This is a genomic window from Allobosea sp. 01N443 (assembly GCF_056399325.1).
Genome location: NZ_JBFTRC010000033.1, coordinates 1 through 26,422 on the forward strand (window position 1 = coordinate 1; position 26,422 = coordinate 26,422).

Here is a 26,422-nt window from a genome sequence, read left to right on the forward strand (position 1 = left end):
CCGAGCTGCCGAAGAAGGACGCCATGCCGGCTATGCCGGGCGGCGGCGGCATGGGCGGCATGGACTTCTGATCGAAGTCCATCGCTTCTCGCGAATACGACGGAGGCCCGGCGCAAGCCGGGCCTTTTTCATATCTGCCAGCCCCTGGCTCTGCCTCGGTGCGCGACAGCGGCCCGACGCGTCACGCAACCGCCATCCCGCCGTAATCGCGCCGTCGCGTCCCGCTGAGCAAATGACGCTCACTGTTTCAGGGGCCAGATATGCTCACACGTCGCACCATGATTGCCGGCCTTGGCGCCCTCACCTGCCTTCCCGCGCTGGCCCAGAGCGACTGGCGCCAGAGCATCAAGGAAATCCGCTTCGGCGTCTCGTCGGCAGAACATGAGGCGGGCGCGATCGCCCGCAACCAGCCGGTGATCGACTATCTCACAGGCAAGCTCGGCGTTCCCGTGAAACTCTATCGGGTCAGCGACTATGCCGGCCTCGTCGAGGCACTGCGGGCCGACCAGCTCGAGTTCGCCCGCTTCGGGCCCGCGGTCGACTCGCTCGGCCGGCGTGTCCTCGGCGACAAGCTGCAGCCTCTGTTCCGCGACATCGATAACAACGGCCAGGAAGGCTATTACTCGGTCATCGTCGTTCGTGCCGACAGCCCCTACAAGTCGGTTGCGGATCTGAAGGGCAAGAACTTCGCCTTCGCCGATCCGAACTCGACGTCGGGCTTCGCCTTCCCGTCCTATTTCCTGCGCAAACAGGGCTTTGATCCGCAGAACCATTTCGGCGGCACCGTCTTCTCCGGCGGCCACGACAACTCCGTCCTGGCGCTGGTGCGCGGCCAGTTCGACGGGGTGGCGACCTATCAGGTCAACGAGACCTCCGGCGTCGTCCAGCGCCTCACCGCGCGCAACATGATTCCGGCAGGCGCGACACGCGTGATCTGGACCTCGCCCCTGATCCCCTCCAGCCCGTTCTCGACACGGGCCAACCTGCCCCAGGGACTGAAGGATGCCTTCGTCGCTGCGATGATGGCGATGAAGGCGCAGGCACCCGAGGTCTGGAAGGTCTACACCGACGGTCAGGTTTCCGCTTACGCCCCGGCGAAACACGAGGACTATCTCGATATCATCGCGGTGACGGAGGAGCTTGAAGCCCGGCGCAAGCAGAAGCCCGCAGGCTGAGCGGCGATCTGCCGCCGCAAGGCGGCACGAAAGGCGTTTTCAACAATGAAGTCGCCGATGGAAGCCGGGAATTGGTTCCGCGGGCCGGACCGGCTCTTGCATCGACTTTGGTTGTAAGCCCTATTCCCGCAAGCTGCGGCATTCCGCCGCGCTCTGTGGCACTCTCTTGCGAAGGTCTGCTCCATGCTGAACTCGCCCGCCCTTGCCGACGGCGCCAAGCTCGTCGGCCGCATCCTGCTTGCCCTGATGTTCGTGCTCGCTGGCTACTCCAAGATCAGCGGCTATGCCGGTACACAGCAGTACATGGCCTCGGCTGGCGTGCCCGCCATTCTGCTGCCTCTCGTGATCGCGGTCGAGCTTCTGGGCGGCCTGATGGTCGTTCTCGGCTGGAAGACGCGTCTTGCAGCACTTGCCCTTGCCGGTTTCACGCTGGCTGCGACGCTGCTGTTCCACCTGAACTGGGCCCAGCCGATGCAGCAGCTCCTCTTCATGAAGAACCTCTCCGTCGTCGGCGGCTTCCTTGTGCTGTTCGCCGCGGGGCCCGGCCGGCTGTCGCTCGATCGCGGCTGACGTCGCATCACAAATCGCTGAAATCGACACGCCCGGCCTTGAGCCGGGCTTTTTTGTCTGATCCGGTCGGCTAGAAGATATTATCCGCATGCGCCGACGCTGGCGCGAGTTCCCCGGTAAGGAAGACCTGATGCGTCTTTTGAGTTTCTTTGTCGCTGCTCTCGCCGCCATCGCGCTCGTGGCGGGGCAGCAGAGCGGCAGCGGCGGCATGCTCGGTATGGGCGCCGTGGGTGTGCTGCTCGCACTCGCCACCTATCGCTCGACCGAGACCAGCTTCTTCCTGAAGATCTTTTCCGGGATTTTCGGTGTTGAGTACGTCGTCTTCGGGGCCGGCTCGGTGCTCGCGCAGCTTGGCTACTGGCCTGCCGATTGGGCCGCGATCGCTCCCCCTGCCAGCCTCGCCACGACAGTCGCCGTCTTCGGCATCCTGATCTATGCGATCTCCTTMATTCCGATGATCCAGCGCATCTCGCGCCTGGCATCGCCCTATTTTTCCTCGACCGAGACGACGACGGCGTACCTTTGGCCGTTCGGCACCTATCAGATCCAGCTCGGGCGCCTCGGCGTCATCCTGCTGATCTTTCTGGTGATCCTGAATCAAGCGCAGGTCGGCATCTCGCTGCGTCTGAGCTTCTTCAATCGCGATTTCTACAACGCGATCCAGGAGAAGGATGCGCCGTCATTCTGGTATCAGCTGATCTATGTCTTCAGTGTCTGGGCCGCCATCTCGGTGGTCTCGAACCTGATCGAGATGTTCGCCAACTACACGCTGCTGATCCGCTGGCGGCGCTGGATGGCGGAAAAATACAGCAAGAGCTGGCTCGGCAACGCCACTCATTACCGGATCTCGCTGGCGGGCACTGCCGACAACCCTGACCAGCGTATCGCGGAAGATACCCGCGCCTTCGTCAATCAGACCTACAACTTCGCCCTGCCGCTGCTGTCGCAGATTTCGACACTCGTCTCGTTCTCGATCATCCTCTGGTCGATTCCCGTTCCGATCACCATTCCGGGCACCGAGATCATCATCCCGGGCTTCCTGCTGTGGATGGCGCTGATCTACGCGATCGCGGCGACCTGGATCACGCATCTCATCGGCAAGCCCCTGATCGGGCTCGAATTCGAGCAGGAACGCCGGGAGGCGAACTTCCGCTTCTCGCTGGCGCGTCTGCGTGAATATTCCGAGCAGATCGCGCTGATGCGCGGCGAAGCCTCCGAACAGCGGCATCTGAGCCAGCGCTTCGGCGACATCGTCTCGAACTTCTATCGACTGGTCTGGAGCCGGGTGAAGCTGACCAGCTTCACCCTGTCCTATAATCAGGCGAATGTGGTCGTGCCCTATGTGCTGCTCGCACCGCATTACTTCACGGGCATCATCACGCTCGGCATCATGACGCAGGTTGCCTCGGCCTTCGATCGTGTCCAGACGGCGATGTCGTTCTTCATCAACAGCTATCAGGCCATCGCCTCCTATCTGGCCTCGATCAACCGCCTGACCACTTTCGAGGCGGCGATCGGGCAGGCGCAAGCCGCCACGGCCGGCGAGAAGGGCATCCACCAGACCGAACTCCCCGGGAACGAGGTCCATATCGACGGCGCGACACTGACGCTGCCGAACGGCACGCCGATCGTGCGGATCGACGGGCTCGATCTCGGCACTGCGCGCTCGACACTGGTGATCGGACCGTCAGGATCGGGAAAATCGACGCTGTTCCGCGCCATAGCCGGCATCTGGCCCTTCGGGGAAGGCAAGGTCGGGGTTCCCGCCAGTGCGCGGATCATGCTGCTGCCGCAGCGCCCCTACCTGCCGCAGGGGACCTTGCGCGCGGCCATGTCCTACCCGGCGCTCGACGACACCTATACCGATGCCGACATCGCGACGGCGATGACCCAGGTCAAGCTCGCCCACCTGATCGACCGGCTCGACGATGTCGACCTCTGGGCCCAGCGCTTGTCAGGCGGTGAGCAGCAGCGCCTCGCCGTCGCGCGCGCCTTGCTGGCCAAGCCCGACTGGCTCTTCCTTGACGAGGCCACCGCCTCGCTCGACGAGAAGCTGGAAGGAGAGATCTACGACCTCATCGACCGGACACTGCCGCAGACGAAGATTGTCTCGATTGGGCATCGCTCGACATTGCGGGAGATGCACGACGAAATCGTCGTCATGCAGCCGAACGCGGATGGAACGCACAGTCCCCGCGCGATGGTTCGTGAGCCAGTCGTTCAGTCGTGAATCAACGAGCGCCCGTAGCCGGGCGCTCGTCTGCCTTTCCCGCATCACGCTTCGTGTCGGGAAAGGCGGATCGTCAGGAGAACTGAAGCTGGCGGCTGACCGTCGTCAGATGCCGCGGTCGAAGCGCAACTCGCCCGAGGCGGTCTTGATCACCAGCCTGCCCTCGACGAGGTCCCAGTTGCGAGCTCCGCGCAAGGCGACCAGATAGGCCCGCTCGAATTCGGCAGCGCCCTTGTCGCAGGAGCGCTTGGTGATGGCCATGGGGCCGACCGCGATCCCCTGCTGGCGCAGCGGGTATGCCGCAGCGGAAAACGTGTTGCAGCCGCTGTAACCGGTGCCACGCAGGTTCGAGTCGATCTGCAGTGTGGCCTTGCGATCGGCGATCGACTTGCCGTTCATCGAAATCGCCGTCCAGGAGGCGCCCAGGGGGAAGGTTTTTTCCTGTTTCGGCGCTGCAGGCGCCTGCTCCGGCTGGTTCTGCATATCACGCGGCGACATCGCCTTTCGCTGGGCGGAAGCCGGCGACGCGATCAGCAGGGGTGCGAGGCTCAGGGCGAAGACAGCGGCGTAGCCAAGGCGTCGATTCATCATTTCTCTACCTATGCGGGGCCGGGACGATAGCCCACGCCCCGCTCTCATGGAAACGCCTAGAACCGTATCGCGTTGGGATCAACTGCGATCATTGCGACAACGTTGCTTTGCCGAGTGGCAGCGCCAGCAACGTCACGCGGCATCGCGTCGGAAATGGGGCCGGCTTCAGCCCAAGGCGGCGCCAGATGTCGCTCAGATGCGCGCCAGCAGGCGCTCCAGCAAGGGATTGGCCTTGCGGAAGACATAGGCTGGGGCGTTGACGGTGATCTCGTCAGCGCCGGAGCCGGCCAGATCGTCGACCAGTGCGAAGACCGCCTTCTCCGGGCAATGGATGGCCAGGATACCGCTCTCGGCATGCGCACCGAAGGGCAGCCGAGCGCCATGTCGCGCCACCATCTCCTCAATGGCCGCAGGCTTCGCATCGGTGAGCCGCGCGCGGATCTCCCGGACGGAACGCCCCTCCTCCTCGGCCGCGATGCGCGAGAGAATGGCGTTGGCGGCGGCGCGTGCGCGCGGGCTCCACGGCGCCCGCACCGAGGCGACGAGATTGGCCTCGGAGGCCAGCATGACACCATCGTCCAGAATCTTCAGGGCGTTGGCGGCCAGCGTCGCGCCAGTGGTCGTGATGTCGACGATGATTTCGGCGGAGCCGGCGGCCGGGGCCCCCTCCGTCGCGCCCAGGCTTTCGACGATGCGGTAGTCGCCAAGCCCGTGCTCGGCGAAGAAGCGGCGTGTCAGGTTCACATATTTGGTGGCGACGCGCAGTTTGCGGCCATGGCGTGCGCGCATATGGCTCGCGACATCGTCGAGATCGGCCATGCAGCGGACATCGATCCAGGCCTGCGGCACGGCGACCACGACATTGGCGTGGCCGAAGCCGAGCGGCGTCAGCATCTCGACGGCGGCATCGGCATCGGCCACCTGCTCGCGCACGAGGTCCTCGCCCGTGATCCCGAGATGGGCCGCGCCGGAGGCCAGTTGCGAGACGATCTCCGAAGCCGAGAGGAACGCGACTTCCGCGCCATCCAATCCCGCGATCGTGCCGCGATAGTCGCGCGAGCCACGCGACTGCACGAATTTCAGTCCGGCACGGCCGAAAAAGGCAGTGGCGTTTTCCTGGAGCCGCCCCTTGGAGGGGACCGCGAGAACCAGCGGAGCGTCGCTCATGATGTTTGTCCCGTCAGCCGGTCGAGCCAAAGCGAGGCGCCGACTGCCGGGGCCGGCTGAGGCGCACCGAGGCGACCGAGCACGTTGTCGTAGCGGCCACCTCCGGCAACGGGCCGGCCGTCGCTGCGGCCCAGGTCATGCAGCTCGAAGATGAAGCCGGTGTAATAATCGAGATTGCGGGCGAAGCCGGTCGAGAAGGAGATCTGGCCGACATCGACACCGCGCGCCGCAAGGAAGCCGGTGCGCTCGTCGAAGGCGTCGAGTTGCTGCCCCAGGTCGAGCGAAGCCTGGTCGGAAAGGGCCCGCAATGCGGCCGACGCCGCATCGGGATCACCCGTGACGGCAAGTGCCTGGCCGAGCACGGCCTTCACATCCTCATTGACCGGGTTCTCGCGCTCAGCGGCACGGGCCAGGAAGCGTTCGGCGATATCGCCGGCGGAGCGGCCTCCGACCGTCGAGATCCCCGCGATCGACAATACATCCTCGACAAAGGCCTTGGCCGCCTTGGGATCCTGCCCCTCCAGCGCCTTGAGCAGTCCCGCATGAGCCGTTTCGCCAGTGGCTGCAGGCGGATCGAGCGCCTCGACCGCCTCGGCCGCCTTGCCCTGCACGACCGCGCGCATCAGCCGGCGGCGCGCGCCCTGGGGCACGGCCAGACCATCGAGCAATGCGCCGAGCAGTGCGACGTCGCCCATCAGAACACGCGGCTGCGTCAAGCCAAGCGCCGCCGCCGCCTCGATCGTCAGTGCCATGATCTCGGCATCGGCTGCGGCAAAATCCGCGCGGCCAAAGGACTCGAGCCCGGCCTGTGCGAATTCACCCGGCTCACGCGAGCGCATGCGGAAGACCGGGCCGGCATAGGCATAGGCCATCGGCGCACTCACGCCCGCCGCGATGTGATCCAGCGCCACCGGAATCGTATATTCCKGGCGAAGGCACCAATCGCGGCCATCGGCATCCTGCGTCATGAAGATGCGCCGGCGGATATCTTCGCCTGAGAGATCGAGAAAGACATCGGYCGGCTGCAGAATCGCCGGCTCGGCGCGCTGATAGCCCTCAGCGGCGAGGAGCGCGATCACGGTGTCGATGCTGGCGCGTGTGGCGGACAAGGGCAGCTTCCTGTTGCGCGGCTGTCCTAGCAGCCGCGTCATGGATTTTCGATGGTTTTTAGGGAATTGGGTTAGCGGGATTTGGCGACCGACTCGTTGCCGACGGTTTCCGTCATGGTCGGGCTTGTCCCGACCATCCACGTCTTTGCCTACGATGAACGCTCAAGACGTGGATGCTCGCCACAAGGGCGAGCATGACTTTCAATCAGCCGTGTCGCTTCAGCACCCGCTTCACCCCCTCGACCAGCTCGGTCACCGGCACGGCGAACTGGGCCTCGGCCTGCCTCGCTTTGTGCTCGGCCGAATCCTTGACGTCGCGGCTGGCGGCGGCGAGTTCCGCGCCGAGGATCAGGTCCTTGATCACGATCGTGCCGGCCTCGCGCTCGGAGGAGCCCTGGATCACCGCACAGACCGCGCCGCGCTTATCGGCATATTTCATCTGGGCGTTGAAGCCGGAGCCGCCGAGATAGAGATCGGCACGCAGCAAGGGCTTGCCGTCCCCGTCCCGGGCCTGGCGGAGCTGAGACACGAATGCCTGATAGGCCGGCATATGCTCGGGCGTCTTGTTGTCCATGGCGGTCACAACGACGAGCGGCAGTTCGTTCTTCGTGTCGACCAATGGCGACTTCACCGCCTTCAGTGCCGAATAGAGCCGCGAGACGCCGATCGAGAAACCCGTCGCCGGCACCGGTTCCGGCCGGAAGCGGCCGACCAGCCCGTCATAACGTCCGCCGCCGGCGACCGAGCCAAAGCGCACGACCTGGCCGTCGTCATTGGTGACCGGGAAGGTCAGCTCCACCTCGTAGACCGGGCCGGTGTAATATTCGAGGCCGCGCACCACGGAAGGATCGATGACGACGCGGTCGGCATAGCCAGCCGCGGCGATCAGATCCGCCATCATGCGCAGCTCCTCGGCCCCTTCATGGCCAACGGGCGTGGACGCGAAGCCATCTGCGAGACGCTGTGCGGTCGCGGCATTGTCCGCGGCCCTGGCATCAAGAATCGACAGGACGCGCGTGGCCTGTTCGGCGCCCAGCCCCGCACCCTTCGTAAAATCGCCGCTCTCGTCCTTGCGCCCGTCACCCAGCAGCAGCCGCACGCCGTCGGGGCCGAACTTGTCGAGCTTGTCGATCGCGCGCAGCACGGTCAGCCGGCGCCCGGCATTCTCCTCGCCGCCAAGCCCGATCGCCTCCATCACGCCATCGAGCACCTTTCGGTTGTTGACCTTGACGACATAGTCGCCGCGCTTGATGCCGAGACGCTCCATCGTGTCGGCGGCGAGCAYGCAGATCTCTGCATCGGCCGCGACCGAGCCCGAACCGACGATATCGGCATCGAACTGCATGAACTGACGGAAGCGCCCGGGCCCCGGCTTTTCGTTACGGAACACGTAACCAGCGCGATAGCTGCGATAAGGTTTTGGCAGCGCATCGAAATTCTCGGCGACATAGCGCGCGAGCGGCGCCGTCAGGTCGTAGCGCAGCGAGAGCCACTGCTCATCATCGTCCTGGAAGGAGAAGACGCCCTCGTTCGGCCGGTCCTGGTCCGGCAGGAATTTTCCGAGCGCATCGGTATATTCGACGAAGGGTGTCTCGACCGGGTCGAAGCCATAAAGCGAAAAGCTCTCGCGAATGACGGACAGCATGCGCTCGGTCGCCGCCACATCGGCAGGACCACGGTCGATGAAACCACGCGGCTGGCGGGCTTTCAGCTTGTCGGGTTTCGACATGGTTCAGGCTTCACTTCTTGAACGAGATGCGGAACAGCCCGCAGGATAGGGTCCCGCGTTCGGTAACTTGACCGGGCAACGGGGGCAAGCACGCTTGCCCCTCCCCGAGCGGGAAGCGCCTATTCGGCCGCGAACAGCATGTCCTTCTGCTGACGTGGATCACCGAGGGGGGCATCCTTGATCCCCGCCCTTGCCAGCTTCTCCGGCAGCGGCCCGCCGGTGGCCCAGTCGAGCAGCTCGGCGGTATGGACAACCGGCGTCGTCGCACCGCGGTCGGCAAAGCCCTTCGCCAGCTGTGTCATGCAGCCGATATTGCCGGTGGCGACGATCTGCGGCTTCGTCTTCTCGATATGGCCGATCTTGCGTTCGCGCAGCTGCCCCGCGATCTCGGGTTGGAGGATATTGTAGACACCGGCCGAGCCGCAGCAGATATGGCCCTCCGGCACCTCCTTCACCTTGAAGCCGGCTCCGCTCAGAAGGCGCTTCGGCCCGTCCTTGAGCTGCTGCCCGTGCTGCATCGAGCAGGCCGAGTGATAGGTCACCGGCAGCGCGACCTCACGGACATGGCGCAGCTCGAGCGTCTCGAGGAACTCGGTGACATCCTTCGCGAGGCTCGAAATCGTCGCCGCCTTCTCCGCATAGGCCGGCTCGTTGCGGAACATGAAGCCGTAATCCTTGATCGTGGTGCCGCAGCCTGAGGCGGTGATCAAGATGGCATCCAGCCCCTCGCCGTCGACCTCGGCCATCCAGGCGTCGATGTTGCGCCGGGCAAAGACGTGACTGTCCTGTTCGCGCCCCATGTGATGGACGAGCGCGCCGCAGCAGCCCTCGCCCTTCGACAGCACGACCTCGACGCCATGGCGCGTCAAAAGGCGGATCGTCGCTTCGTTGATGGCGGGGTCGAGCACCGGCTGGGCGCAGCCTGAAAGCAGCGCCACGCGCTTGCGGCGCACGGCCGTGACGGGGAAAACCTGCGGCCCCTCCATGGTCGAGCGCGCCGGCAGGCGTGCAGGCGCCAGCGCCAGCATCGCCTTCAGCCGCCCGCCGACCTGCGGCAGCAGGCCGAGAAGGCTCCCGAACGGCTTGCCGAGCATCGCCGCCAGCATCGCGGCGCGGAACCGACCGGGATAGGGCAGGATCGCAGCGAGCACCCGGCGCAACGCCTCGTCATGCCAGGAACGCTGATAGGTCTCCTCGATATGGGCCCGGGCATGATCGACAAGGTGCATGTAATGCACGCCGGAAGGGCACGTCGTCATGCAGGAGAGGCAGGAGAGGCAGCGGTCGACATGCTTCACCACCTGCTCGGTCGCCGGCTTGCCGTTCTCCAGCATGTCCTTGATCAGGTAGATTCGCCCGCGCGGGGAATCGAGTTCGTCGCCCAGCAGCAGATAGGTCGGGCAGGTTGCCGTGCAGAACCCGCAATGCACGCAGGTGCGCAGGATCTTCTCCGACGCCGGCAGGCGCGGATCGGAGGCCAGATGTTCCGGCGTGAAGTTGGTCTGCATCGCTCAGGCCCCTCCCTGCCAGATTTTGATCCAGTCGGCGGGGTAGATCAGCATGATGATATTCAGGGTCAGGTTGTCACGGATGAGGTAGCCGACCACCAGCTCCATGCCGAGCGCAAGCGAAATGGTGAGCCAGACGGGCAGGACACGGGCGAGAAGGAAGCCGACGATCATCGCCGCGATATCGGAGACCGAATTGATGATGCTGTCGCCGGTATAGCCGAGCGAGATCGTCATTTCCCGGTAGCGATCGATGATCGCCGGGCTGTTCTCGGCAATTTCCCAGGCGTTCTCGATCAGGATCGCCAGAAGAAGCGCCTGCCCGAACGAGATCGGCAGGCCGGTCAGCCGGCGCACCGACCAGAACAGGCCATAGAAGAGGAAGCCATGGATGATGTGGGAGAAGGTGTACCAGTCGGCAATATGCTGGGAGTTCTCCGACGAATTGACGTCGCCGTGCCACGGCTTGACAAAGCCGCATTTGCAGATCGGCTCGCGGCCCATGACAAACAGGATCAAGGCGGCTGCGGCAATCATCAGAGCCGCGACGAGGGCAATCGTGCCCGGCTTGAACCGCCCCGGCGCCCAGGCTTGGCGGCGCCCCCCTTCAGTGCGGATCTCACGCGCGGCGGCTATCTGGTCGAACACCATCAAATCCCCGCATACATTCGGCCAGGCTCGAAGATTCCGGCCGGGTCGAAGCTGTTCTTGATTCCGGCCGTGACCCGCATCAGCGGCTCGGCCAGTGGTTCGAAGACCGGTACAACAGCGCGAACCGCGTGGGGTGCGCGCACCAGGGTCGCGTGACCGCCAAGCGACCTGATCGCAGCACGGATCGCGGCGGCTCCAGCGTCCTCGTCAGGCGGCACGGCGAGCCAGACCAGGCCGCCGCCCCAGTCATAGAACCAGCGCGCTTGCGGCAAGGCTTGCATGATCGCCGCCGTAGCACGCGGGGCCCTCGTCGGAGCAAGCGAGAGCCGCCAGACGGCTTCATGGCTGCCGGCGAAGAACCTCGCATCCCGTACGGAATGCCACAGCTCCTGCGAGGCGGCCCCCTCGATCAGTTCGGGCCTGCCGTACTGGCTCAGCAATTCGCCCAGCGCATCGGCGCGATAGGCGATCGAGCTCGCGAAATTCTCCAGCCTGAGCAGCGTGCGGGCCTGGTCGGCTCCGATGCCGGCCGGCAGATGCGCCGCCGCCATCGGTTCGAAGGGCGAGCCGAGCGCGGTCGAAAGCAGAGCGACCGCCGCCTCGTCGGCAAGGCCGGGCCAGGCCAGCGTGGCCACGCATTCCGGCGCCGGCAATACGCGGAAGGTGACTTCGGTCAGGAAGCCAAGCGTGCCGTGGGCACCGCTCACCAGCTTGACCAGATCGAGCCCGGTGACGTTCTTCATGACCCGGCCGCCGGACTTGATCGCCTCGCCCCGGCCGTTGATCAGCCGGATGCCGATCAGCGAGTCGCGGGCTGCACCAGCGTTGATCCGGCGCGGACCGGAGATATTTCCGGCTGCGACGGCACCGATTGTCGGCTCGCCCTCCGTGCCCAGTAATGCGCGGTGATCCATCGGCTCGAAGGGCAGCATCTGGCCGCGGTCGGCCAGCGTCCTCTGGATCTCCGCCAGAGGCGTGCCGGCCCTGGCGCCAATCACCATCTCGGACGGCTCGTAGAGCGTGATGCCGGTCAGACCGGCGCTGGAGATGGTGCTCACGACCTGGGTTGGGCGCCCCAAGCCGGTCCGCGTACCGCCGCCGCGAATGGTGACCGGCGTGCCGTTAGCAGCGACGGAGGCAACGACGGCGCACGCCTGGGCTTCCGTGGTGGGGGTGTGAATGGTCACGCGGCGACCCTGCCATCGAGCGGAAAGACCTTGGCCGGATTCAGCAGCCACTCGCTGTCGAAGACCGCCCGCACCCGCATCTGCTGGTTGAGATCGGCTTCGTTGAACTGCACGCGCATCAGATCGCGCTTCTCGATGCCGACGCCGTGTTCGCCGGTGAGGCAACCGCCCACCTCAACGCAGAGCTTGAGGATGTCGTTTCCGGCATCCTCGGCTTTGCGCGCCTCGACGGGGTCGTTGCAGTTATAGAGGATCAGCGGGTGGAGATTGCCGTCGCCCGCATGGAAGACATTGGCGACGCGCAGTCCATAGCCTTTGACGATCTCCGCCATGCGCTGCAGCACAAACGGCAGTTGCCCGGTCGGGATCGTACCGTCCATGCAGATGTAATCGGCGATCCGGCCCGTCGCACCGAAGGCCGATTTGCGGCCCTTCCAGATCGCGGCGGTCTCCATCGCCGACTTGCTTTCCTTGACCGTCTTGACGCCATGCTCGCGCGCGATCGCAACGATGCGCGCAAGCTGGGCGTCCATTTCCGCGTCCGAGCCCTCGACCTCGATGATCAGCAGCGCCTCGACATCCATCGGGTAGCCGGCCTTGGCGAAGGCTTCGCAGATCTCGATCGCCGGCTTGTCCATGAACTCCATCGCGACGGGGATGATGCCGGCGCCGATGATGGCGGCCACCGCGGCCCCTGCCTGCTCGCTGCTCGGGAAGCCGAACAGCACCGGGCGCGCGCCCTCGGCCGAGCGCAGGATCCGCACCGTCGCTTCGGTGACGATGCCGAGCTGGCCTTCGGAACCGACGATCAGGCCGAGCAGGTCGAGACCCGGGGCATCGAGATGGGCGCCCCCGATCTCGACGATCGAGCCATCGAGCATCACCAGGGTCACGCCCAGCACATTGTTGGTGGTGACGCCGTATTTCAGGCAATGCGCGCCGCCGGAATTCATGCCGATATTGCCGCCGATCGAGCAGGCAAGCTGGGAGGACGGGTCGGGCGCATAGAAAAAGCCCTCGGACATCACAGCCCCGGTGACGGCGAGATTGGTGACGCCGGCCTGCACCCTGGCGGCGCGGTTGGCATAGTCGATCTCGAGGATGCGATTCATCTTCGACACACCGATGACGACGGCATCCTCCTGCGGGATCGCGCCACCGGCGAGCGAGGTGYCAGCCCCCCGCGGGACGACGGGAACGCCCTGCTCGCCGCAATAGCGCAGCACCGCCGCGACCTCCTGCGTCGTCGAGGGCAGCACGACCGCCAGCGGCATGCGGCGATAGGCGGTGAGCGCATCGGTCTCATAGGGCCTGCGCTCGTCATCGGAGGTGATCAGGGCCTCGGGCGCCACCAGTCCGGCAAGCCCGGCGATGATCGCATCGCGGCGCGCCAGGATGTCCGCGCGCGGCGCGGGAAAGGCAATGGCGCTCATGGTCTCCTCCTCCGGATGTCAGCTCTCGCGATATCACCCACACCCGGTTTCATACAAACAGGTTAGACCAATTCGAACCCGCTTGCAGCGCGACCAAAAGCCATGATTATTTCCAAAATGGAAAAGGTGGGCGAGCATGGACCGGTTCGGCGATCTGGATGTCTTCGCGCATGTGGTGACGGCCAAGAGCATGTCCGCGGCGGGGCGCGAATTGAAACTCTCGCCGGCGGTGATCTCGAAGCGCATCCGCCGGCTCGAGGAGCGCCTTGGCGTGCGGCTGCTGCAGCGCACCACGCGGCAGTTGTCGCTGACCGAAGCGGGACAGGGCTTCTATGAGCGCGTGGTCTCGATCCTGTCCTCGATCGAGGATGCCGAGGCCTGGGTCGCAAGCGGCGCGGGCCAAGCGCGCGGCACCTTGCGCGTCTCCGCCCCCACCTCCTTCGGCCGGTTGCATATCGCGCCGCATCTGAAGCCCTTTCTCGATGCCAACCCGATGGTGACCGTCGACCTGATCCTGAGCGATTCCTTCGTCGACATCATCGCGGAAGGGTTCGACCTCGCCGTGCGCATCGCCGACCTTCAGGATTCGAGCCTCGTCGCCAAGCGGCTCGCGCCCAATCACCGCGTGCTCTGTGCCGCGCCGGACTATGTCGCCACTCGCGGAATACCGGCCAGCATCGAGGAGCTCTCTCACCACACGCTGATTGCCCATAATGCCGACCAGTGGCGGCTGGACGGACCGTCCGGTCCGGTCGGCGTGCGGGTCAATGGACCGCTTCGGACCAATTCCAGCGAAGTCGTGCGCGAGGCGCTGCTCGCCGGCGTCGGCATCGCCTTGCGCTCGACCTGGGATGTCGGGCCGGAACTTAAGACCGGGCAGCTCGTCAGGGTCCTGCCGGATTACTCGGTCGGCAAGCGTGTCGCCGTCTACGCGGTCTATCCCAGCCGCCGGCACATGGAGCAGAAGGTGCGCGTCTTCGTCGATTATCTCGCGGAGCTCTATGGCGCGACACCGTACTGGGATGCGGGGCTTGATCTATGAGACGGCTCCCGCCCGCCCGTCGTAGGGCATCTGCGCGGCGCCGGATTGCCCGGACACGTGGCTTGCTCGATCTTCGACACATCACTGGAGAAACCCGCTCATGTTCGGCTTGATCGAAGGCACCGGCGTCGAGGTTCTGGACCCGCGCTTCCACCGGGTCGTGCCGGGCTCGGCGCGGGTCGAGAGGCTGTGGACCGGAGCCCGCTGGTCCGAGGGCCCAGCCTGGTTTCCAGCCCATCGCAGCCTGGTCTGGTCCGACATCCCGAACAATCGCATGCTGCGCTATGACGAGGTGAACGGCCAGGTCGGCATCTTCCGCCAGCCCGCACGGAACTCGAACGGCAATACCGTGGACCCGCAGGGCCGGCTCGTCACCTGCGAGCATGGCGGGCGGCAGGTGACCCGGACGGAACATGACGGCTCGATTACCGTGCTTGCCGACAACTGGCAGGGCAAGCGGCTGAACTCCCCCAATGACGTCGTGGTGAAATCCGACGGCTCGATCTGGTTCACCGACCCGGATTACGGCATCGGCAGCGACTATGAGGGCGACAAGGCGGATGGCGAGATCGGCCATTGCAACGTCTACCGCATCGATCCGGTCAGCGGCGCGCTCTCGATCGTCGCCGACGACTTCGTCAAGCCGAACGGCCTCGCCTTCTCGCTGGACGAGAGCGAGCTCTATATCGCCGATACGGGGGCGAGCCATGACCCGGATGGGCCGCGCCACATCCGCAAATGCGCCGTGACGGGGGACGGCGCGTCGCTGGGCCGCTCGGAGATCTTCGCAACCTGCTCGGCCGGCCTGTTCGACGGCTTCCGGCTCGATGCCACCGGCCGCATCTGGACCAGCGCGGCGGACGGCGTGCATGTCTATCACCCCGACGGCACCTTGATCGGCAAGGTGCTGATTCCCGAGATCGTCGCCAATGTCTGCTGGGGCGGCGCGAAGCTGAACCGCCTTTTCGTCTGCGGCACGACATCACTCTACTCAGTGATGACCCACGCCAACGGGGCGACCTGGCCGAAGCGCTGAACCGCGCTCAACTCTGCGGCGGCTCCGACTTCATCCGGACCACCAGCAACGGCATGGCGAGGCCGAGCAGCATGAAGCGCGCAAGATGGTGCGCGCCGACATAGAGCGGATCGAGCCCCATGGCGAAGGCAAGCATCGCCATCGCCTCCAGCCCTCCCGGCGCAAAAGCGGCCATTGCGCTGGCATAGGGCACGCCCGCAAGCCAGGCGGCCGGCCAGGCGAAGGCGAAGGCGACCACCATCGAGACGAAGAAGCCGCCAATGGCGAGCGGGAACAGCCCGGCGATTTCGCCGCGCTTGAGGTTGGAGACGCGCCCGCCCATCGCCGCGCCCAGCATGACCATCACCACGGTCGCGATCTCGGGCGGGAGCGTGCCATGGACCACGCCGGTGCCATGCAGCACGGCACTGGCCATGGTTGCGCCCAGGATGAAGGGCGCGGTGACGCCGATGCGCTCGAAGACGAGCCCGGTGACCAGGGCCACACCAAGAACCAGCGCCATATCCGGTGCGCTGGCGACGATCACCGCCGGCATCTGACCGACGCTGCCATCGCTCAAGGCCCGCATCAGACTGGGCAGGATCGCGACCAGGACAAGGATGCGGAAGAGCTGGATCACCGCGATGCGGCCAAGATTGGCACCCTTGGCATGGGCAACGGCGATGACCGCCGACAGCGCGCCAGGCGCGGCGGCCAGCAGGGAATCAATCCAGGACCAGCGCGCGACGTAACGCAGATAGGCGCCGGTGGTGAGCATGATGGCCGCGAGCGCGACGAACAGGACCGCCAGCGAACCGGGATAGCGCGCCGTTGCCGCAAGCGCCTCGGGCGTCGCGGAGGAGCCGATCAGCACCCCCGACATCAGCATGGTCGCATCGAACCAGGGCTTGCGCAGATCGGGCAGGCGCTTGGCGACGCCGACGATCGAGACGATCAGCATCGAACCCGAGAGCCAGGCGGCCGGCACGTCGAACAGCGCGAAAATGGCGCCGCCGAGGGCGGCGCAGGCAATCACGGCCGCTTCACGCGACAATGTCTTGAGCCTGTAGGGGATGTAAGCCGGGCCGGTCATGTCACTCGGAGCAAGCGCCGAGGAGACACGACGCAGGGCCGATCAATGAACGCGGCGCGCAATCCGGTCAAACAAGGAGATGCTATCGCCGCGCAAGGCTGGGCTGCGCCCAGCGGGGCCTATGACGTCAGCGCCCTTTGCAGCCGCGCCACCGCCTCGACGAGGTCAGAGGATTTGCGCGCGAAGCAAAGCCGCAGGCCCGTCTCGCCTCCGGGGCCGAAAGCGGTGCCCGGCGCCAGGCCGACATTGGCCTCATCGACCAGTTCGATCGCCAGCGCGCGCGAATCCTCGCGGCCGTCGACACTGAAGAACTGGTAGAAGGCGCCATCCGGCGCGGTCAGCGAAACCCGGTTCGTCGCCTTCAGGCCTTCGAAGATGATCTTCCGGCCTTCGGTCGCACGCGCGATCTGCTCGGCGACGAAGGGCTCGCCCTCGGTGAGAGCGGCGATCGCGGCGCGCTGGACGAAGACCGGCGACCCCGAGGTCGAATACTGGATCAGGTTCTCGACCACCTGGCCGAAGGCGACCGGCACCTCGATCCAGCCGATGCGCCAACCCGTCATGGCCCAGTTCTTCGAGAAGGTCTGGACGAAGAGGACGCGATCCTCCGCCTCCATCACGTCGTGGAAGGAGGCTGCGCGCGGCGCCCCGCCATAGACGAAGCGGCCATAGATCTCGTCGGCGATGATCCAGATACCGTGCTTGCGAGCCAGGGCAAGCAGCGCGCCCATCTCGTCCTTGGTCGCGGTCCAGCCGGTCGGGTTCGCCGGGGAGTTGATGACGAGCGCGCGCGTCTTCGGCGTGATCGCCGCGGCGAGCTTGTCGAGATCGAGCGTGAAGCGGCCGTGCTCCAGATCCATCGGCACGCAGACGGCCTTGGCTCCCGCCACGCCGATGGCCGCAGCGAAATTGGGCCAGGCCGGCGTCGGAATCAAGAGTTCATCGCCAGGTCCGGCAATCATCCTGACGGCGATCTGAACGGACTGCATGCCCGAGCCCGTGACGAAGAAGCGGTCGGCGGAAAGCGGCTGACCGTAGAGCGCCGTGTGGTAACGCGCGAGCGCCTCGCGCAGCTCCGGAATACCGCGCTGCCAGGTGTAGAAGGTCTCGCCATCAGCCAACGACTTGTTGGCGGCACGGACGATGAAATCGGGCGTCGAGAGATCGCCCTCGCCGACCCAGAGCGGGATCAGGCCAGGCTTCAGCCGGCCGTGATTGACCACCTCGACGATGCCGCTTTCGGGTGCATTACGGGCCTCTGGCCTCAACTCGGCAATCAGGCTGGCGCCCGGCAGCGTGCTCGTCGTCATCGGCTTCGACCTCGCAAGTTCAATGCCTCACCTTTAGCCGAAGCGGCGAGCGGGAGGCATGAAATCGCGAGATCGGGTTGATCGCTCGCGGTGATGAATTGCCCGCGAGCGGTGAGCGAAATCAGGCGTTCTTCTGCTTCAGCAGATCGCGGATTTCGCCGAGCAGCACGACGTCCTGCGGCGGGGCCGGCGGCTCGGCCGGAGCTGCCTTCTGGTCCCGCTTCACCCGGTTGATGCCCTTCACGACCAGGAACAAGGCAACGGCGATGATCAGGAAATTGATGGCTGCAGTGACGAAGCTGCCATAGGCGAACACGGCGCCCTGCTTCCTGGCCTCGGAGAGGATCGGGCTGGTGACCGCGCTATTGAGGCCGAAGAAGTAATTGGAGAAATCGAGACCGCCCAGCGCGCCGAAGATCGGCATGATGATGTCGCTGACGAGAGAGTCGACGATCCTGCCAAAGGCCGCGCCGATGACCACGCCGATGGCGAGGTCCATGACGTTGCCCTTCATTGCAAATTCTTTGAATTCCTTCAGCATTGCCCTGCCCCTTCACCTCGGGATGATCGGCTTCACGCCTACCGGACGGCGTGCACGGATGTCGCAGGCTAATTGAGAGTTGCAGCGGTTAGAAGCCCGTCAGGGCGCCGACCTTTCGTCAGTGCACAGTCTTGGCCGGGGTTGAACGGACGATAGCACGCTGCCGCAGCGCAACGGCTGGGCAATAGCAGCCCGCGCCCAGCGGGAAATCTCCGGTCCAAGGCCTCGCGAGATCAAGAGCTTAGGCAGCGCCTCGGCCGAAAGCCGCATCGCGCTGGGCGCGCACATGCACTACGCTGCGCTGCTGCTGCTCTGGCATGGAGGCAAGATGATCCCGGCCTGGTCCGTAGTTCTGGTCGCGCTCGGCTATCTCTGCGTGCTGTTCGCCATCGCGCACGCTGCCGATACCTTCGGCCGCAAGCTGATGGGCGGGCCGGCGCGCACGACGATCTATGCGCTGGCGCTCGGCGTCTACTGCACCTCCTGGACCTTCTACGGCTCCGTCGGCTTCGCCAATCGCGCCGGCTTCGATTTCCTTGGCATCTATGTCGGGCCGATCCTGGTCATCGGCTTCGGCTATCGCTTCGTCACGCGTATCGTCGAGATCGCCAAGTCGCAGAACATCACCTCGATCGCGGATTTCGTCGGCGCGCGCTACGGCAAGAGCGAGCGGGTGGCCGCGCTCGTCTGTCTCGTCGCCGTGATCGGCGCACTGCCCTACATCGCCTTGCAGCTCAAGGCCGTCGCGAATTCGCTTTCGGTGTTCCTGACCGCAACCGGCGGCCAGGCGCTGACGCCGGATGTCCCGGTCCTCAGCGACCTCGCCTTCCTCGTCGCCATGGTGCTCGCCGGCTTCGCCTGTGCCTTCGGCACACGCCATATCGATGCAACCGAGCACCAGGACGGGCTGGTGCTGGCGATTGCGGCCGAGTCGCTGGTCAAGCTCGTGGCGTTTCTCGCGCTCGGGATCTTCGTCGCCTATGGCCTGTTCGATGGCTTCGGAGACCTCCTCGCCCGGGCGGCGAAGATGCCGTACGGGGCGCCTCCGATCTGGGAGCGGACCTCGAGCTGGCCAACCTTCCTGACGCTGACGCTGCTCTCGTCCTTCGCCGCGCTGCTGCTGGCGCGGCAATTTCACATGACGATCGTCGAGAACCGGGACCCGGGCGACGTCCGCCGCGCCGCCTGGATGTTCCCCCTCTATCTCGTCCTAATCAATCTCTTCGTGCTGCCGCTGGCGGCGGCGGGCGAATTGCTGATGCCGGGAAGCGGCATCGATCGCGACATGACCGTGCTGCTGCTGCCGCTGGAGCGGGGTGCAGGCTGGCTCGCGCTGTTCGTCTTCATCGGCGGGCTCTCCGCCGCGACCGCGATGGTGATCGTCGCCTCGGTGGCGCTCGCCATCATGATCTCGAACCATCTCGTCATGCCGCTGCTGGTGCGCGGCCGTGGCCTGCTGAGCGACCCGGACCGGGCCATCCCGAGATCGCTGCGTTCCGGCCCGACCGGCGGCGACCTCGGTTCGCAGGTCGTGATCATCCGGCGCTTCGCCATCCTCGCCGTGATCCTGATGGGCTACGCCTATTACCGTGCGGCAGGTGAAGCGGCGCTGGTCTCGATCGGGCTCCTGTCCTTTGCGGCAACCGCACAGATCGCGCCGGCATTCTTCGGCGGATTGCTCTGGCGGCGCGGCACCGCGCTCGGCGCCGTCGCAGGCTTGACGGCGGGCACGCTGACCTGGGCCTACACGCTGCTGGTCCCCAGCCTCGCATACCCCACCAGTGTCTGGAGCGAGATCGTGGCCAAGGGGCCGCTGGGCATCACCTCATTGCGGCCGGAAGCCCTGCTCGGCCTCGATCTGCCGGCCCTGCCGCACGGCGTGCTGTGGAGCCTCGGCCTCAACCTTCTCTGTTATGTCGGCTTCTCCCTGCTGCGACCGGCCAATGCCATGGAGCGCCTGCAGGCCAACTCCTTCGTCACCTCCGATCGCGCAACGATGGCCCAGTCCTTTTCGCTCTGGCGGTCCAGCGTCACGGAGGCCGAGCTGCAATCGACCATCGGTCGCTATCTCGGCCAGGAGCGGACGCAGCGCGCATTCGAGGGCTTCTCCATCGGGCGTGGCGAGGTTGCCAGCAGCAGCAATCGCGAGGCCGACATCCACATGCTGCGCTTCGGCGAGCATCTGCTCTCGTCGGCCATCGGCGCGGCATCCTCACGGCTTGTGCTCTCCCTGCTGCTGCGCCGCCGAAACCTGTCGACGGAAGCCGCCTTCAAGCTGCTCGATGATGCTTCGGCGGCCCTGCAGTATAATCGCGATATTCTGCAGCACGGGCTCGACCATGCCGGCCAGGGCATTACCGTGCTCGACCGGGACCTGCGGCTGCTCGCCTGGAACCAGGCCTTCATCGAACTCTATGACCTGCCGCAGTCGCTGGTGCGGTTCGGCACCGGGCTCGACGAGATCGTCCGTTTCAATGCTGCCCGCGGCGCCTATGGCGATGGCGAGCAGGATGAGTTGATGGCCGCGCGGCTCGAGAGCTTTGTCAATGACCGCGAGCCAGTCCGGCTCAAGCTCTTTCCCTCGACCAAGGTCATCGAGATCCGCTCCAATCCGCTTCCCGATGGCGGCCTGGTGACGACCTATACCGACATCACCGAGACCGTCGCCGCGCATGAAGAGCTCGAGCGGRCCAATGAAAGTCTCGAGCGACGCGTCGCCGAACGCACCGAGGAAATTCTCCACGTCAACGCCGAGCTTCAGCGCGCCAAGGCCGAAGCCGAGGAGGCGAATGCGTCCAAGACGCGCTTCCTGGCCGCCGCTAGCCACGACCTGCTGCAACCCCTCAATGCCGCGAGGCTCTATGCGACGGCACTGGTCGAGCGTGACCGGATCGCCACCAGCCCCGAACTCGCCGAGAATATCGATGCGTCGCTGGACGCGGTCGAGGAAATCCTGACGGCACTGCTGGAGATCTCGCGTCTCGACGGGGGCGCACTCAAGCCGGAACTGACCAGTTTCAGGCTCGACGAACTGATGCGCCAGCTCCAGCGCGAATTCGAGCCGAGCGCTCAGGAACGGGGGCTGCAGCTGGTGTTTTCGCCCAGCTCCGTCGCGCTGCGCTCGGACCGGCGCCTGCTGCGCCGGCTGCTGCAGAACCTGATATCGAACGCGATCAAATACACGCCGAACGGCAAGGTCCTGGTCGGCTGCCGCCGTCGCGGCAATCAGGTTTCGATCGAAGTGCTCGATACCGGCCTCGGTATTCCTGCCAGCAAGCAGAAGACGGTGTTTCGCGAGTTCCAGCGGCTCGATCAAGGGGCCAAGGTCGCCCGTGGCCTCGGGCTCGGGCTTTCAATCGTCGAACGCATCTCCCGCACGCTCGACCACAAGCTCACCCTGACCTCCACGCCAGGGCGCGGGACGCGGTTCTCGGTGATGGTGCCGCGAACGGCGCCGCTTCCGGCCATGGCGACCAGCAGCACCCCGCCCCCGACGCCTGCGGGGCAATTGGCCGGCCTCAAGCTCCTGGCGATCGACAACGAACCCACGATCCTCGATGGCATGAAGCGCCTGCTCGAAGGATGGGGCTGTGCCGTCGCGACAGCGCCCGGACTGGACGAAGCGCTTGCGCAGGTTCAGGCCCACGGCATGCCGGACGTGATCATCGCCGACTACCATCTCGACCATGGCGACGGGCTGAGCGCGATCGCGGCCTTGCGCGATCGTTCCGCCAGGCGCGTTCCCGCGATCCTGCTGACGGCCGATCGCTCGCCTCAAGTGCGGGAGGCCGCTKCGGCCTTCGACGTGCATATCCTCAACAAGCCGCTGAAGCCCGGAGCACTCCGCGCCCTGCTTGCGCAATGGCGCGCGATGCGTCTCGCCGCTGAATAGCAGGGAGACCTGCCCCACTCAGCGCTCGGCGGCGCCGGCCTGGCGCATCGCCTCCTCCGAGGCGAGAAAGGCCGCGATCTCGGCGCTCTGCGGCGGGCTCTCGGCGCTGATTCCGATATCGGCGAGAATGCGGGTCACCGGCACGTAGCTCCTGGTCGCACGATCGTAGAGGGCAGCTCGCACCAGCGCCACGGCAGCGACGATCTCCGTGCCGTCGCGCCCCCGGCTGAGAATGCGATGCTGCATCACCAGCCAGTTCTCGGTCCAGCACAGGATCCGCGTCTCCAGCGCGAAGGGGCGGAACAGGCGCAATTCACGCCTGAAACGAATCATCCCGGCATTGACCACCGGCACCCAGCCCTCACGCAGCACCGTGCGCCAGAGCCCGGTACGCAGCATCAGGTCGGTCCGCCCGAGATCCATGAGACTCCAGTAGCGGCCATTGTTCATGTGCAGGCTGGTGTCGAGATCGTGAAACCAGACGCGGAACGGCAGGACCGACATGTCGAAAGGTGGCTTCAGCCTGGATCGGAAGAGCGTGGTGACAAGAAGCCAGAGCAGGCGCAGCCAGAGGTTCATGCAGGCTCCTGTGGAGTGTCRCCGTCAGACGGCGCGCCCCGTTCCCGATGTCGCGACGATTGGCCATATCATCGTCACCGACTCGCGCCACTCTTTCGCACGTCCTGCAGCGGAACTCGCCATGCCGACACTCCATGTTTCGTCCCTCGCCCGGCTTCACGAGACGGTCGCATCGGTCGGTGCCAGCCATGTCGTGACCTTGATCAACGTCAACACGGTCGTGGAACGCCCGGCCGGCATTCTGCCCGAGCGGCATCTCTTCATCGGCATGTCGGACATCACGGCGCCGCTGGACGGGCATGTCCTGCCCGACGAGGACCATGTCCAGCGCTTCCTGAGCTTCATCCGCGACTGGGACCGCGCCGCGCCGATCGTGTTTCACTGCTGGGCGGGCATCAGCCGCTCGACCGCGGCGGCCTACATCGCGACCTGCGCCCTGCGGCCCCAGCGTGACGAGGCGGAGATTGCGCTTGCGCTGCGCAGCGCATCTGCCTCGGCCACGCCCAACGCCCGGCTCGTCTCGATCGCAGACCAGATCCTCGGACGCTCCGGTCGCATGACCACCGCAATCGAGAGCATCGGCCGGGGTGCGGACGCGTTCGAAGGCACTCCGTTCCGCATCGATCTCGATTGAGGCGGCGCCGGCCTTGCTGCATCGTGGTGGTGACATGCCCAAAGTCACAGCCCCCGCCATCGAGATCGGCCTCGCGGCAGCGATCGTCGCCTTCACCGGCAACCAGCCGCATATCCTGACGGCGCAGGGTCACGACGGAGACGCCACGCCGGGCCTCCCCTACGGCCCGTTCGACCCACTGGCGCATCGCACCTTCGAGATCGGCCTGCGCTCCTGGGTTGCGGACCAGACCGCGCTGTCGCTCRGCTATGTCGAACAGCTCTACACGTTCGGGGATCGCGGGCGGCAGGCGGAGATCCGCGATACCGGCCCCCATGTCGTCTCGGTCGGTTATCTCGCGCTGACCCGTGCGCCATCCCTGCCTGAGCAGGTCGCATTCCAGCCCTGGTATGGCTTCTTTCCCTGGGAGGACTGGCGCGCCGGCCGCCCGGCGGTCCTCGACTCGACCATCCTGCCGCAGCTCGACGACTGGGCGCAGGACAAGGCGGCCGAACGCGCGGAGCAGGAGCGGCGCGCCCTGTCGCGCCAACAGCGCATCGCAAGTTGCTTCGGGCTCGGTGGCGTGCCCTGGGACGAGGAGAAGACGCTCGAGCGCTACGAACTGCTCTACGATGCCGGGCTCGCCTATGAGGCGCTACGCGACCGGCGCCCCGATGCACTGCCGCGTTCCCCCAGTCCCCTGCTGGGCCGGCCGATGCGCTTCGACCATCGCCGCATCCTTGCGACCGCGATCGGCCGACTGCGCGCCAAGCTCAAATACCGTCCGGTCGTGTTCGAACTGATGCCGGACGCCTTCACCCTGACCGCGCTGCAGAACACGGTCGAGGCGATCTCGGGCCGGCACCTGCACAAGCAGAACTTTCGGCGGCTGGTCGAAAGCGCAGCGCTGGTGGAGCCGACTGGCACGATGACCCGCACTGCCGGGCGCCCCGCCGCGCTCTTCCGCTATCGCCGAGAAGTCATTGCCGAGAGGCCGGCTCCGGGCCTGCGCGTCGGCGGGCGCAACCTCGGAGGAGAGCGGTAGTTTTGTGCGGATGCGAAGGGAGTTGTCGTGCATATCAGCGCGACAGCCGAGAAACTGAGCAGAAAATTGCTTGCTTCTTACGAAATTTGCGACAATGCATCGCCCTCAAGAGGGGCCAAAGCCATGACGATCGAACTCGATTCCCGCGACCGGACCATTCTGCGCATCCTGCAGACCGATGGGCGGATCACCAATTCGGACCTCGCCGAAAGGGTTCACCTCTCCCCGTCCGCCTGTCTGCGCCGCGTCCGGCAATTGGAAGAAAGCGGGCTGATCCGCGGCTATGCGATGATGCTCGACGACAAGATCGCCGGCTTCCCCGGCACGGCCTTCGTCTTCGTTACGCTGGACCAGCAGGGGCGTGCCTCGCTTGAAGGGTTCGAGCAGGCGGTGCAGAATCTGCCCGAAATCCTGGAATGCCATCTGCTGGCTGGCGCGCATGACTATCTGATGCGGGTCATCTATCGCGACAGCGCTGATTTCGAGCGCATCCACACCGACATCATTACCCAGCTGCCGGGCGTCACGCGTGTGCAATCGACGCTGACGCTGCGCACGATCAAGAAGACCTCCGCATTGCCGGTCTGATGCAGGGTTGCAGCGAACAGGGCCAGAGCCGATAAGAGTGGCCCAACGGGAATCGCCGATCTTGACCGACGCCAAAACCAATTCCGATATCGCCGCCCTGCCCTTCGAAGAGGCGCTGAAGCAGCTCGAGAGCATCGTTGCCCGGCTCGAGCGCGGCGACGTGCCACTCGAGGAATCGATCGACATCTACACCAGCGGCGAAGCGCTCAAGGCACGCTGCGACGCCCTGCTGAAGCAGGCCGAGGCCCGTATCGAAAAGATCACGCTCGGCGCCGACGGCAAACCGGCCGGCACGACGCCGCTGGACGTCGACAAGTAAGCCGGCGCGGCCCGCGGGCTAAAGCATCGGCCCGAAAAGTGGATTGCGGTTTTCGGGGCAAAGCCGATGCAAAGACAAAGGGTTAGATCATCGAACTGGATACGATATCCGGTCCGATGATTTAGGCGGAGAGCAGCGCCTCGATCAGCCCCGCCACATGCTGCACTGCCGGATCGCGGTCACTGCGCCTGTGCCAGGCGACATGGAGCGGAAAACCCGGCACCGGAATCGGCGGCTCCCGCACCGCATAGTGCTCGCCGCTATCCCGAGGGAGCGTCCGGCTCGGCAGCAGCGCGATCAGGTTGGAATCGAGCAGCAGCGGCGGAACGATCAGGAAGCTCGGCACGACCATGCCGACATGGCGCTTCCTGCCGAGGACCGAGAGCGCTTCGTCAAGCGCGCCGAAGGTTTCGCCGCGGCCCGAAACCAGAACATGCGGATAGGCGAGCCAGCGATCCAGATCGAAGGCTAGCGCCGCCGGGTGCTCCTTCCGCATCGCCACGACGTAACGCTCGCGCAGCAATTCCTTGCGGGTAAAATCCTTCTCGACGCTGGGGATGACCGAGACGGCAAGATCAGCATGGCCTCGCGCCAGGCCGTCAAGCGCCTCCGGCGCACCGCGCCAGGGCATGAGCGCCAGTGTGATGYCAGGGGCCGTGCGCGCGAGCTCACTATACAAACCTCCGGCCAGCAGGGCGGGCGGCAGCTCCGCCGTCACCACCCGGACAATCTGCTGCAAGGTGGCGAGATCGGGCTGCGGCGGATCGAGCAAGGCTGTCATCTGAGCCAGCAGATCCTTGATCGGCTTCTGGAGCGATTGCGCCCTTGCGGTCAGCCGCATCTGCCCGCCGCCGCGCTCCAGGAGCCTGTCATTGAAGAGATGCCGGCAGCGATCGAGCGCGCTGGATGCTGCCGGCTGGGACAGTCCAACCCGCTCAGCGGCGCGCGAAACATGGGCTTCGTCCAGAAGCGCATCGAGGACGACAAGGAGGTTGAGATCGGTCGATCTTAAATTCATGAAATGGATAATACGAT

General features: G+C 65.5%; 23 protein-coding genes. 10 read left to right on the forward strand and 13 right to left on the reverse strand.

Translation table 11 applies throughout. The features are described 5' to 3' along the window. Positions 1-260: 260 nt before the first annotated feature. The 3 genes from phnD (at position 261) to AC1DRP_RS11225 (ending at position 3,975) form a co-directional block, all read left to right on the forward strand. A complete protein-coding gene (gene phnD / locus AC1DRP_RS11215; RefSeq protein WP_476768513.1) occupies positions 261-1,175 on the forward strand; it encodes a phosphate/phosphite/phosphonate ABC transporter substrate-binding protein in 915 nt (304 codons plus the stop codon). A gap of 183 nt (positions 1,176-1,358) precedes the next feature. Further along, positions 1,359-1,745, forward strand: coding sequence for a DoxX family protein (locus tag AC1DRP_RS11220; RefSeq protein ID WP_441506553.1), 387 nt, complete (start codon positions 1,359-1,361; stop codon positions 1,743-1,745). A gap of 130 nt (positions 1,746-1,875) precedes the next feature. Beyond that, positions 1,876-3,975 (forward strand): ABC transporter ATP-binding protein/permease, encoded by a 2,100-nt coding sequence (locus AC1DRP_RS11225; RefSeq protein ID WP_476768514.1) that lies wholly within the window; start codon positions 1,876-1,878, stop codon positions 3,973-3,975. A gap of 105 nt (positions 3,976-4,080) precedes the next feature. On the opposite strand, the gene AC1DRP_RS11230 is transcribed toward AC1DRP_RS11225, so the two are convergent. The 8 genes from AC1DRP_RS11230 to AC1DRP_RS11265 form a co-directional block, all read right to left on the reverse strand. Beyond that, positions 4,081-4,563 (reverse strand): META domain-containing protein, encoded by a 483-nt coding sequence (locus AC1DRP_RS11230; protein ID WP_441489044.1) that lies wholly within the window; start codon positions 4,561-4,563, stop codon positions 4,081-4,083. A gap of 195 nt (positions 4,564-4,758) precedes the next feature. Continuing rightward, entirely contained in the window at positions 4,759-5,733 is a 975-nt protein-coding gene (gene hisG / locus AC1DRP_RS11235) for an ATP phosphoribosyltransferase (RefSeq protein WP_441506551.1), read from the reverse strand. Then, positions 5,730-6,842: an ATP phosphoribosyltransferase regulatory subunit gene (locus AC1DRP_RS11240; protein WP_476768515.1), complete on the reverse strand. Its 1,113-nt coding sequence runs from the start codon at positions 6,840-6,842 to the stop codon at positions 5,730-5,732. Before AC1DRP_RS11240 ends, hisG begins: the two co-directional genes overlap by 4 nt. A gap of 205 nt (positions 6,843-7,047) precedes the next feature. Continuing rightward, complete coding sequence (gene hisS, locus AC1DRP_RS11245; RefSeq protein WP_476768516.1) at positions 7,048-8,571, reverse strand: histidine--tRNA ligase; 1,524 nt, start codon at positions 8,569-8,571, stop codon at positions 7,048-7,050. Positions 8,572-8,690: 119 nt separating this feature from the next. After that, positions 8,691-10,079, reverse strand: coding sequence for a glycolate oxidase subunit GlcF (gene glcF / locus AC1DRP_RS11250; RefSeq protein ID WP_476768517.1), 1,389 nt, complete (start codon positions 10,077-10,079; stop codon positions 8,691-8,693). Between the two features lie 3 nt (positions 10,080-10,082). Then, on the reverse strand, positions 10,083-10,637 hold the full coding sequence (locus AC1DRP_RS11255) for a DUF2585 domain-containing protein (RefSeq protein WP_441489231.1): 555 nt from the start codon (positions 10,635-10,637) through the stop codon (positions 10,083-10,085). A gap of 92 nt (positions 10,638-10,729) precedes the next feature. Next, a complete protein-coding gene (gene glcE, locus AC1DRP_RS11260; RefSeq protein WP_441506547.1) occupies positions 10,730-11,917 on the reverse strand; it encodes a glycolate oxidase subunit GlcE in 1,188 nt (395 codons plus the stop codon). Continuing rightward, entirely contained in the window at positions 11,914-13,350 is a 1,437-nt protein-coding gene (locus tag AC1DRP_RS11265; RefSeq protein ID WP_476768518.1) for an FAD-linked oxidase C-terminal domain-containing protein, read from the reverse strand. Before AC1DRP_RS11265 ends, glcE begins: the two co-directional genes overlap by 4 nt. Positions 13,351-13,486: 136 nt before the next feature. Between AC1DRP_RS11265 and AC1DRP_RS11270 the strand changes: the two genes are divergently transcribed. Together AC1DRP_RS11270 and AC1DRP_RS11275 are read left to right on the forward strand one after the other, a co-directional pair. Next, a complete protein-coding gene (locus tag AC1DRP_RS11270) occupies positions 13,487-14,392 on the forward strand; it encodes a LysR family transcriptional regulator (RefSeq protein WP_441506546.1) in 906 nt (301 codons plus the stop codon). 100 nt (positions 14,393-14,492) lie between these two features. Further along, on the forward strand, positions 14,493-15,428 hold the full coding sequence (locus AC1DRP_RS11275) for an SMP-30/gluconolactonase/LRE family protein (RefSeq protein WP_441506545.1): 936 nt from the start codon (positions 14,493-14,495) through the stop codon (positions 15,426-15,428). A gap of 7 nt (positions 15,429-15,435) precedes the next feature. Here AC1DRP_RS11275 and AC1DRP_RS11280 read toward each other — a convergent pair whose 3' ends face one another. From AC1DRP_RS11280 to mscL, 3 genes are all read right to left on the reverse strand, one after another. Further along, a complete protein-coding gene (locus AC1DRP_RS11280) occupies positions 15,436-16,500 on the reverse strand; it encodes an AbrB family transcriptional regulator (RefSeq protein ID WP_441489035.1) in 1,065 nt (354 codons plus the stop codon). Between the two features lie 119 nt (positions 16,501-16,619). Continuing rightward, the gene (locus AC1DRP_RS11285) at positions 16,620-17,810 is read right to left on the reverse strand and encodes a pyridoxal phosphate-dependent aminotransferase (RefSeq protein ID WP_441506544.1); all 1,191 of its coding nucleotides are present in this window, start codon (positions 17,808-17,810) and stop codon (positions 16,620-16,622) included. Between the two features lie 121 nt (positions 17,811-17,931). Then, positions 17,932-18,351 (reverse strand): large conductance mechanosensitive channel protein MscL, encoded by a 420-nt coding sequence (gene mscL, locus AC1DRP_RS11290; RefSeq protein ID WP_441489033.1) that lies wholly within the window; start codon positions 18,349-18,351, stop codon positions 17,932-17,934. 328 nt (positions 18,352-18,679) lie between these two features. Between mscL and AC1DRP_RS11295 the strand changes: the two genes are divergently transcribed. Next, positions 18,680-22,243 carry a hybrid sensor histidine kinase/response regulator gene (locus AC1DRP_RS11295; protein ID WP_476768526.1) on the forward strand — a complete coding sequence of 1,188 codons (3,564 nt, stop codon included), beginning with the start codon at positions 18,680-18,682 and terminating at the stop codon, positions 22,241-22,243. 18 nt (positions 22,244-22,261) lie between these two features. Here AC1DRP_RS11295 and AC1DRP_RS11300 read toward each other — a convergent pair whose 3' ends face one another. Then, positions 22,262-22,822 (reverse strand): thioesterase family protein, encoded by a 561-nt coding sequence (locus AC1DRP_RS11300; protein ID WP_441506543.1) that lies wholly within the window; start codon positions 22,820-22,822, stop codon positions 22,262-22,264. 121 nt (positions 22,823-22,943) lie between these two features. Here AC1DRP_RS11300 and AC1DRP_RS11305 point away from each other — a divergent pair, with 121 nt between their 5' ends. The 4 genes from AC1DRP_RS11305 (at position 22,944) to AC1DRP_RS11320 (ending at position 25,387) form a co-directional block, all read left to right on the forward strand. After that, positions 22,944-23,456 (forward strand): tyrosine phosphatase family protein, encoded by a 513-nt coding sequence (locus AC1DRP_RS11305; protein ID WP_441489229.1) that lies wholly within the window; start codon positions 22,944-22,946, stop codon positions 23,454-23,456. A 34-nt stretch (positions 23,457-23,490) separates the two neighbouring features. Further along, positions 23,491-24,480 carry an NUDIX hydrolase gene (locus tag AC1DRP_RS11310; protein WP_476768519.1) on the forward strand — a complete coding sequence of 330 codons (990 nt, stop codon included), beginning with the start codon at positions 23,491-23,493 and terminating at the stop codon, positions 24,478-24,480. A gap of 123 nt (positions 24,481-24,603) precedes the next feature. Further along, entirely contained in the window at positions 24,604-25,068 is a 465-nt protein-coding gene (locus tag AC1DRP_RS11315) for an Lrp/AsnC family transcriptional regulator (RefSeq protein WP_441489030.1), read from the forward strand. 61 nt (positions 25,069-25,129) lie between these two features. Continuing rightward, on the forward strand, positions 25,130-25,387 hold the full coding sequence (locus tag AC1DRP_RS11320) for an exodeoxyribonuclease VII small subunit (RefSeq protein WP_441506541.1): 258 nt from the start codon (positions 25,130-25,132) through the stop codon (positions 25,385-25,387). A 121-nt stretch (positions 25,388-25,508) separates the two neighbouring features. Here AC1DRP_RS11320 and AC1DRP_RS11325 read toward each other — a convergent pair whose 3' ends face one another. Continuing rightward, positions 25,509-26,405 (reverse strand): LysR family transcriptional regulator, encoded by an 897-nt coding sequence (locus tag AC1DRP_RS11325; protein WP_476768520.1) that lies wholly within the window; start codon positions 26,403-26,405, stop codon positions 25,509-25,511. Positions 26,406-26,422 lie beyond the last annotated feature (17 nt).

Coding starts and splice junctions, on each gene's coding strand:
- phnD (WP_476768513.1), top strand. CDS start 261: ATGCTCACACGTCGCACCATGATTGCCGGCCTTGGCGCCCTCACCTGC.
- AC1DRP_RS11220 (WP_441506553.1), top strand. CDS start 1,359: ATGCTGAACTCGCCCGCCCTTGCCGACGGCGCCAAGCTCGTCGGCCGC.
- AC1DRP_RS11230 (WP_441489044.1), bottom strand. CDS start 4,563: ATGAATCGACGCCTTGGCTACGCCGCTGTCTTCGCCCTGAGCCTCGCA.
- hisG (WP_441506551.1), bottom strand. CDS start 5,733: ATGAGCGACGCTCCGCTGGTTCTCGCGGTCCCCTCCAAGGGGCGGCTC.
- glcF (WP_476768517.1), bottom strand. CDS start 10,079: ATGCAGACCAACTTCACGCCGGAACATCTGGCCTCCGATCCGCGCCTG.
- AC1DRP_RS11270 (WP_441506546.1), top strand. CDS start 13,487: ATGGACCGGTTCGGCGATCTGGATGTCTTCGCGCATGTGGTGACGGCC.
- AC1DRP_RS11275 (WP_441506545.1), top strand. CDS start 14,493: ATGTTCGGCTTGATCGAAGGCACCGGCGTCGAGGTTCTGGACCCGCGC.
- AC1DRP_RS11280 (WP_441489035.1), bottom strand. CDS start 16,500: ATGACCGGCCCGGCTTACATCCCCTACAGGCTCAAGACATTGTCGCGT.
- AC1DRP_RS11285 (WP_441506544.1), bottom strand. CDS start 17,810: ATGACGACGAGCACGCTGCCGGGCGCCAGCCTGATTGCCGAGTTGAGG.
- mscL (WP_441489033.1), bottom strand. CDS start 18,351: ATGCTGAAGGAATTCAAAGAATTTGCAATGAAGGGCAACGTCATGGAC.
- AC1DRP_RS11300 (WP_441506543.1), bottom strand. CDS start 22,822: ATGAACCTCTGGCTGCGCCTGCTCTGGCTTCTTGTCACCACGCTCTTC.
- AC1DRP_RS11305 (WP_441489229.1), top strand. CDS start 22,944: ATGCCGACACTCCATGTTTCGTCCCTCGCCCGGCTTCACGAGACGGTC.
- AC1DRP_RS11315 (WP_441489030.1), top strand. CDS start 24,604: ATGACGATCGAACTCGATTCCCGCGACCGGACCATTCTGCGCATCCTG.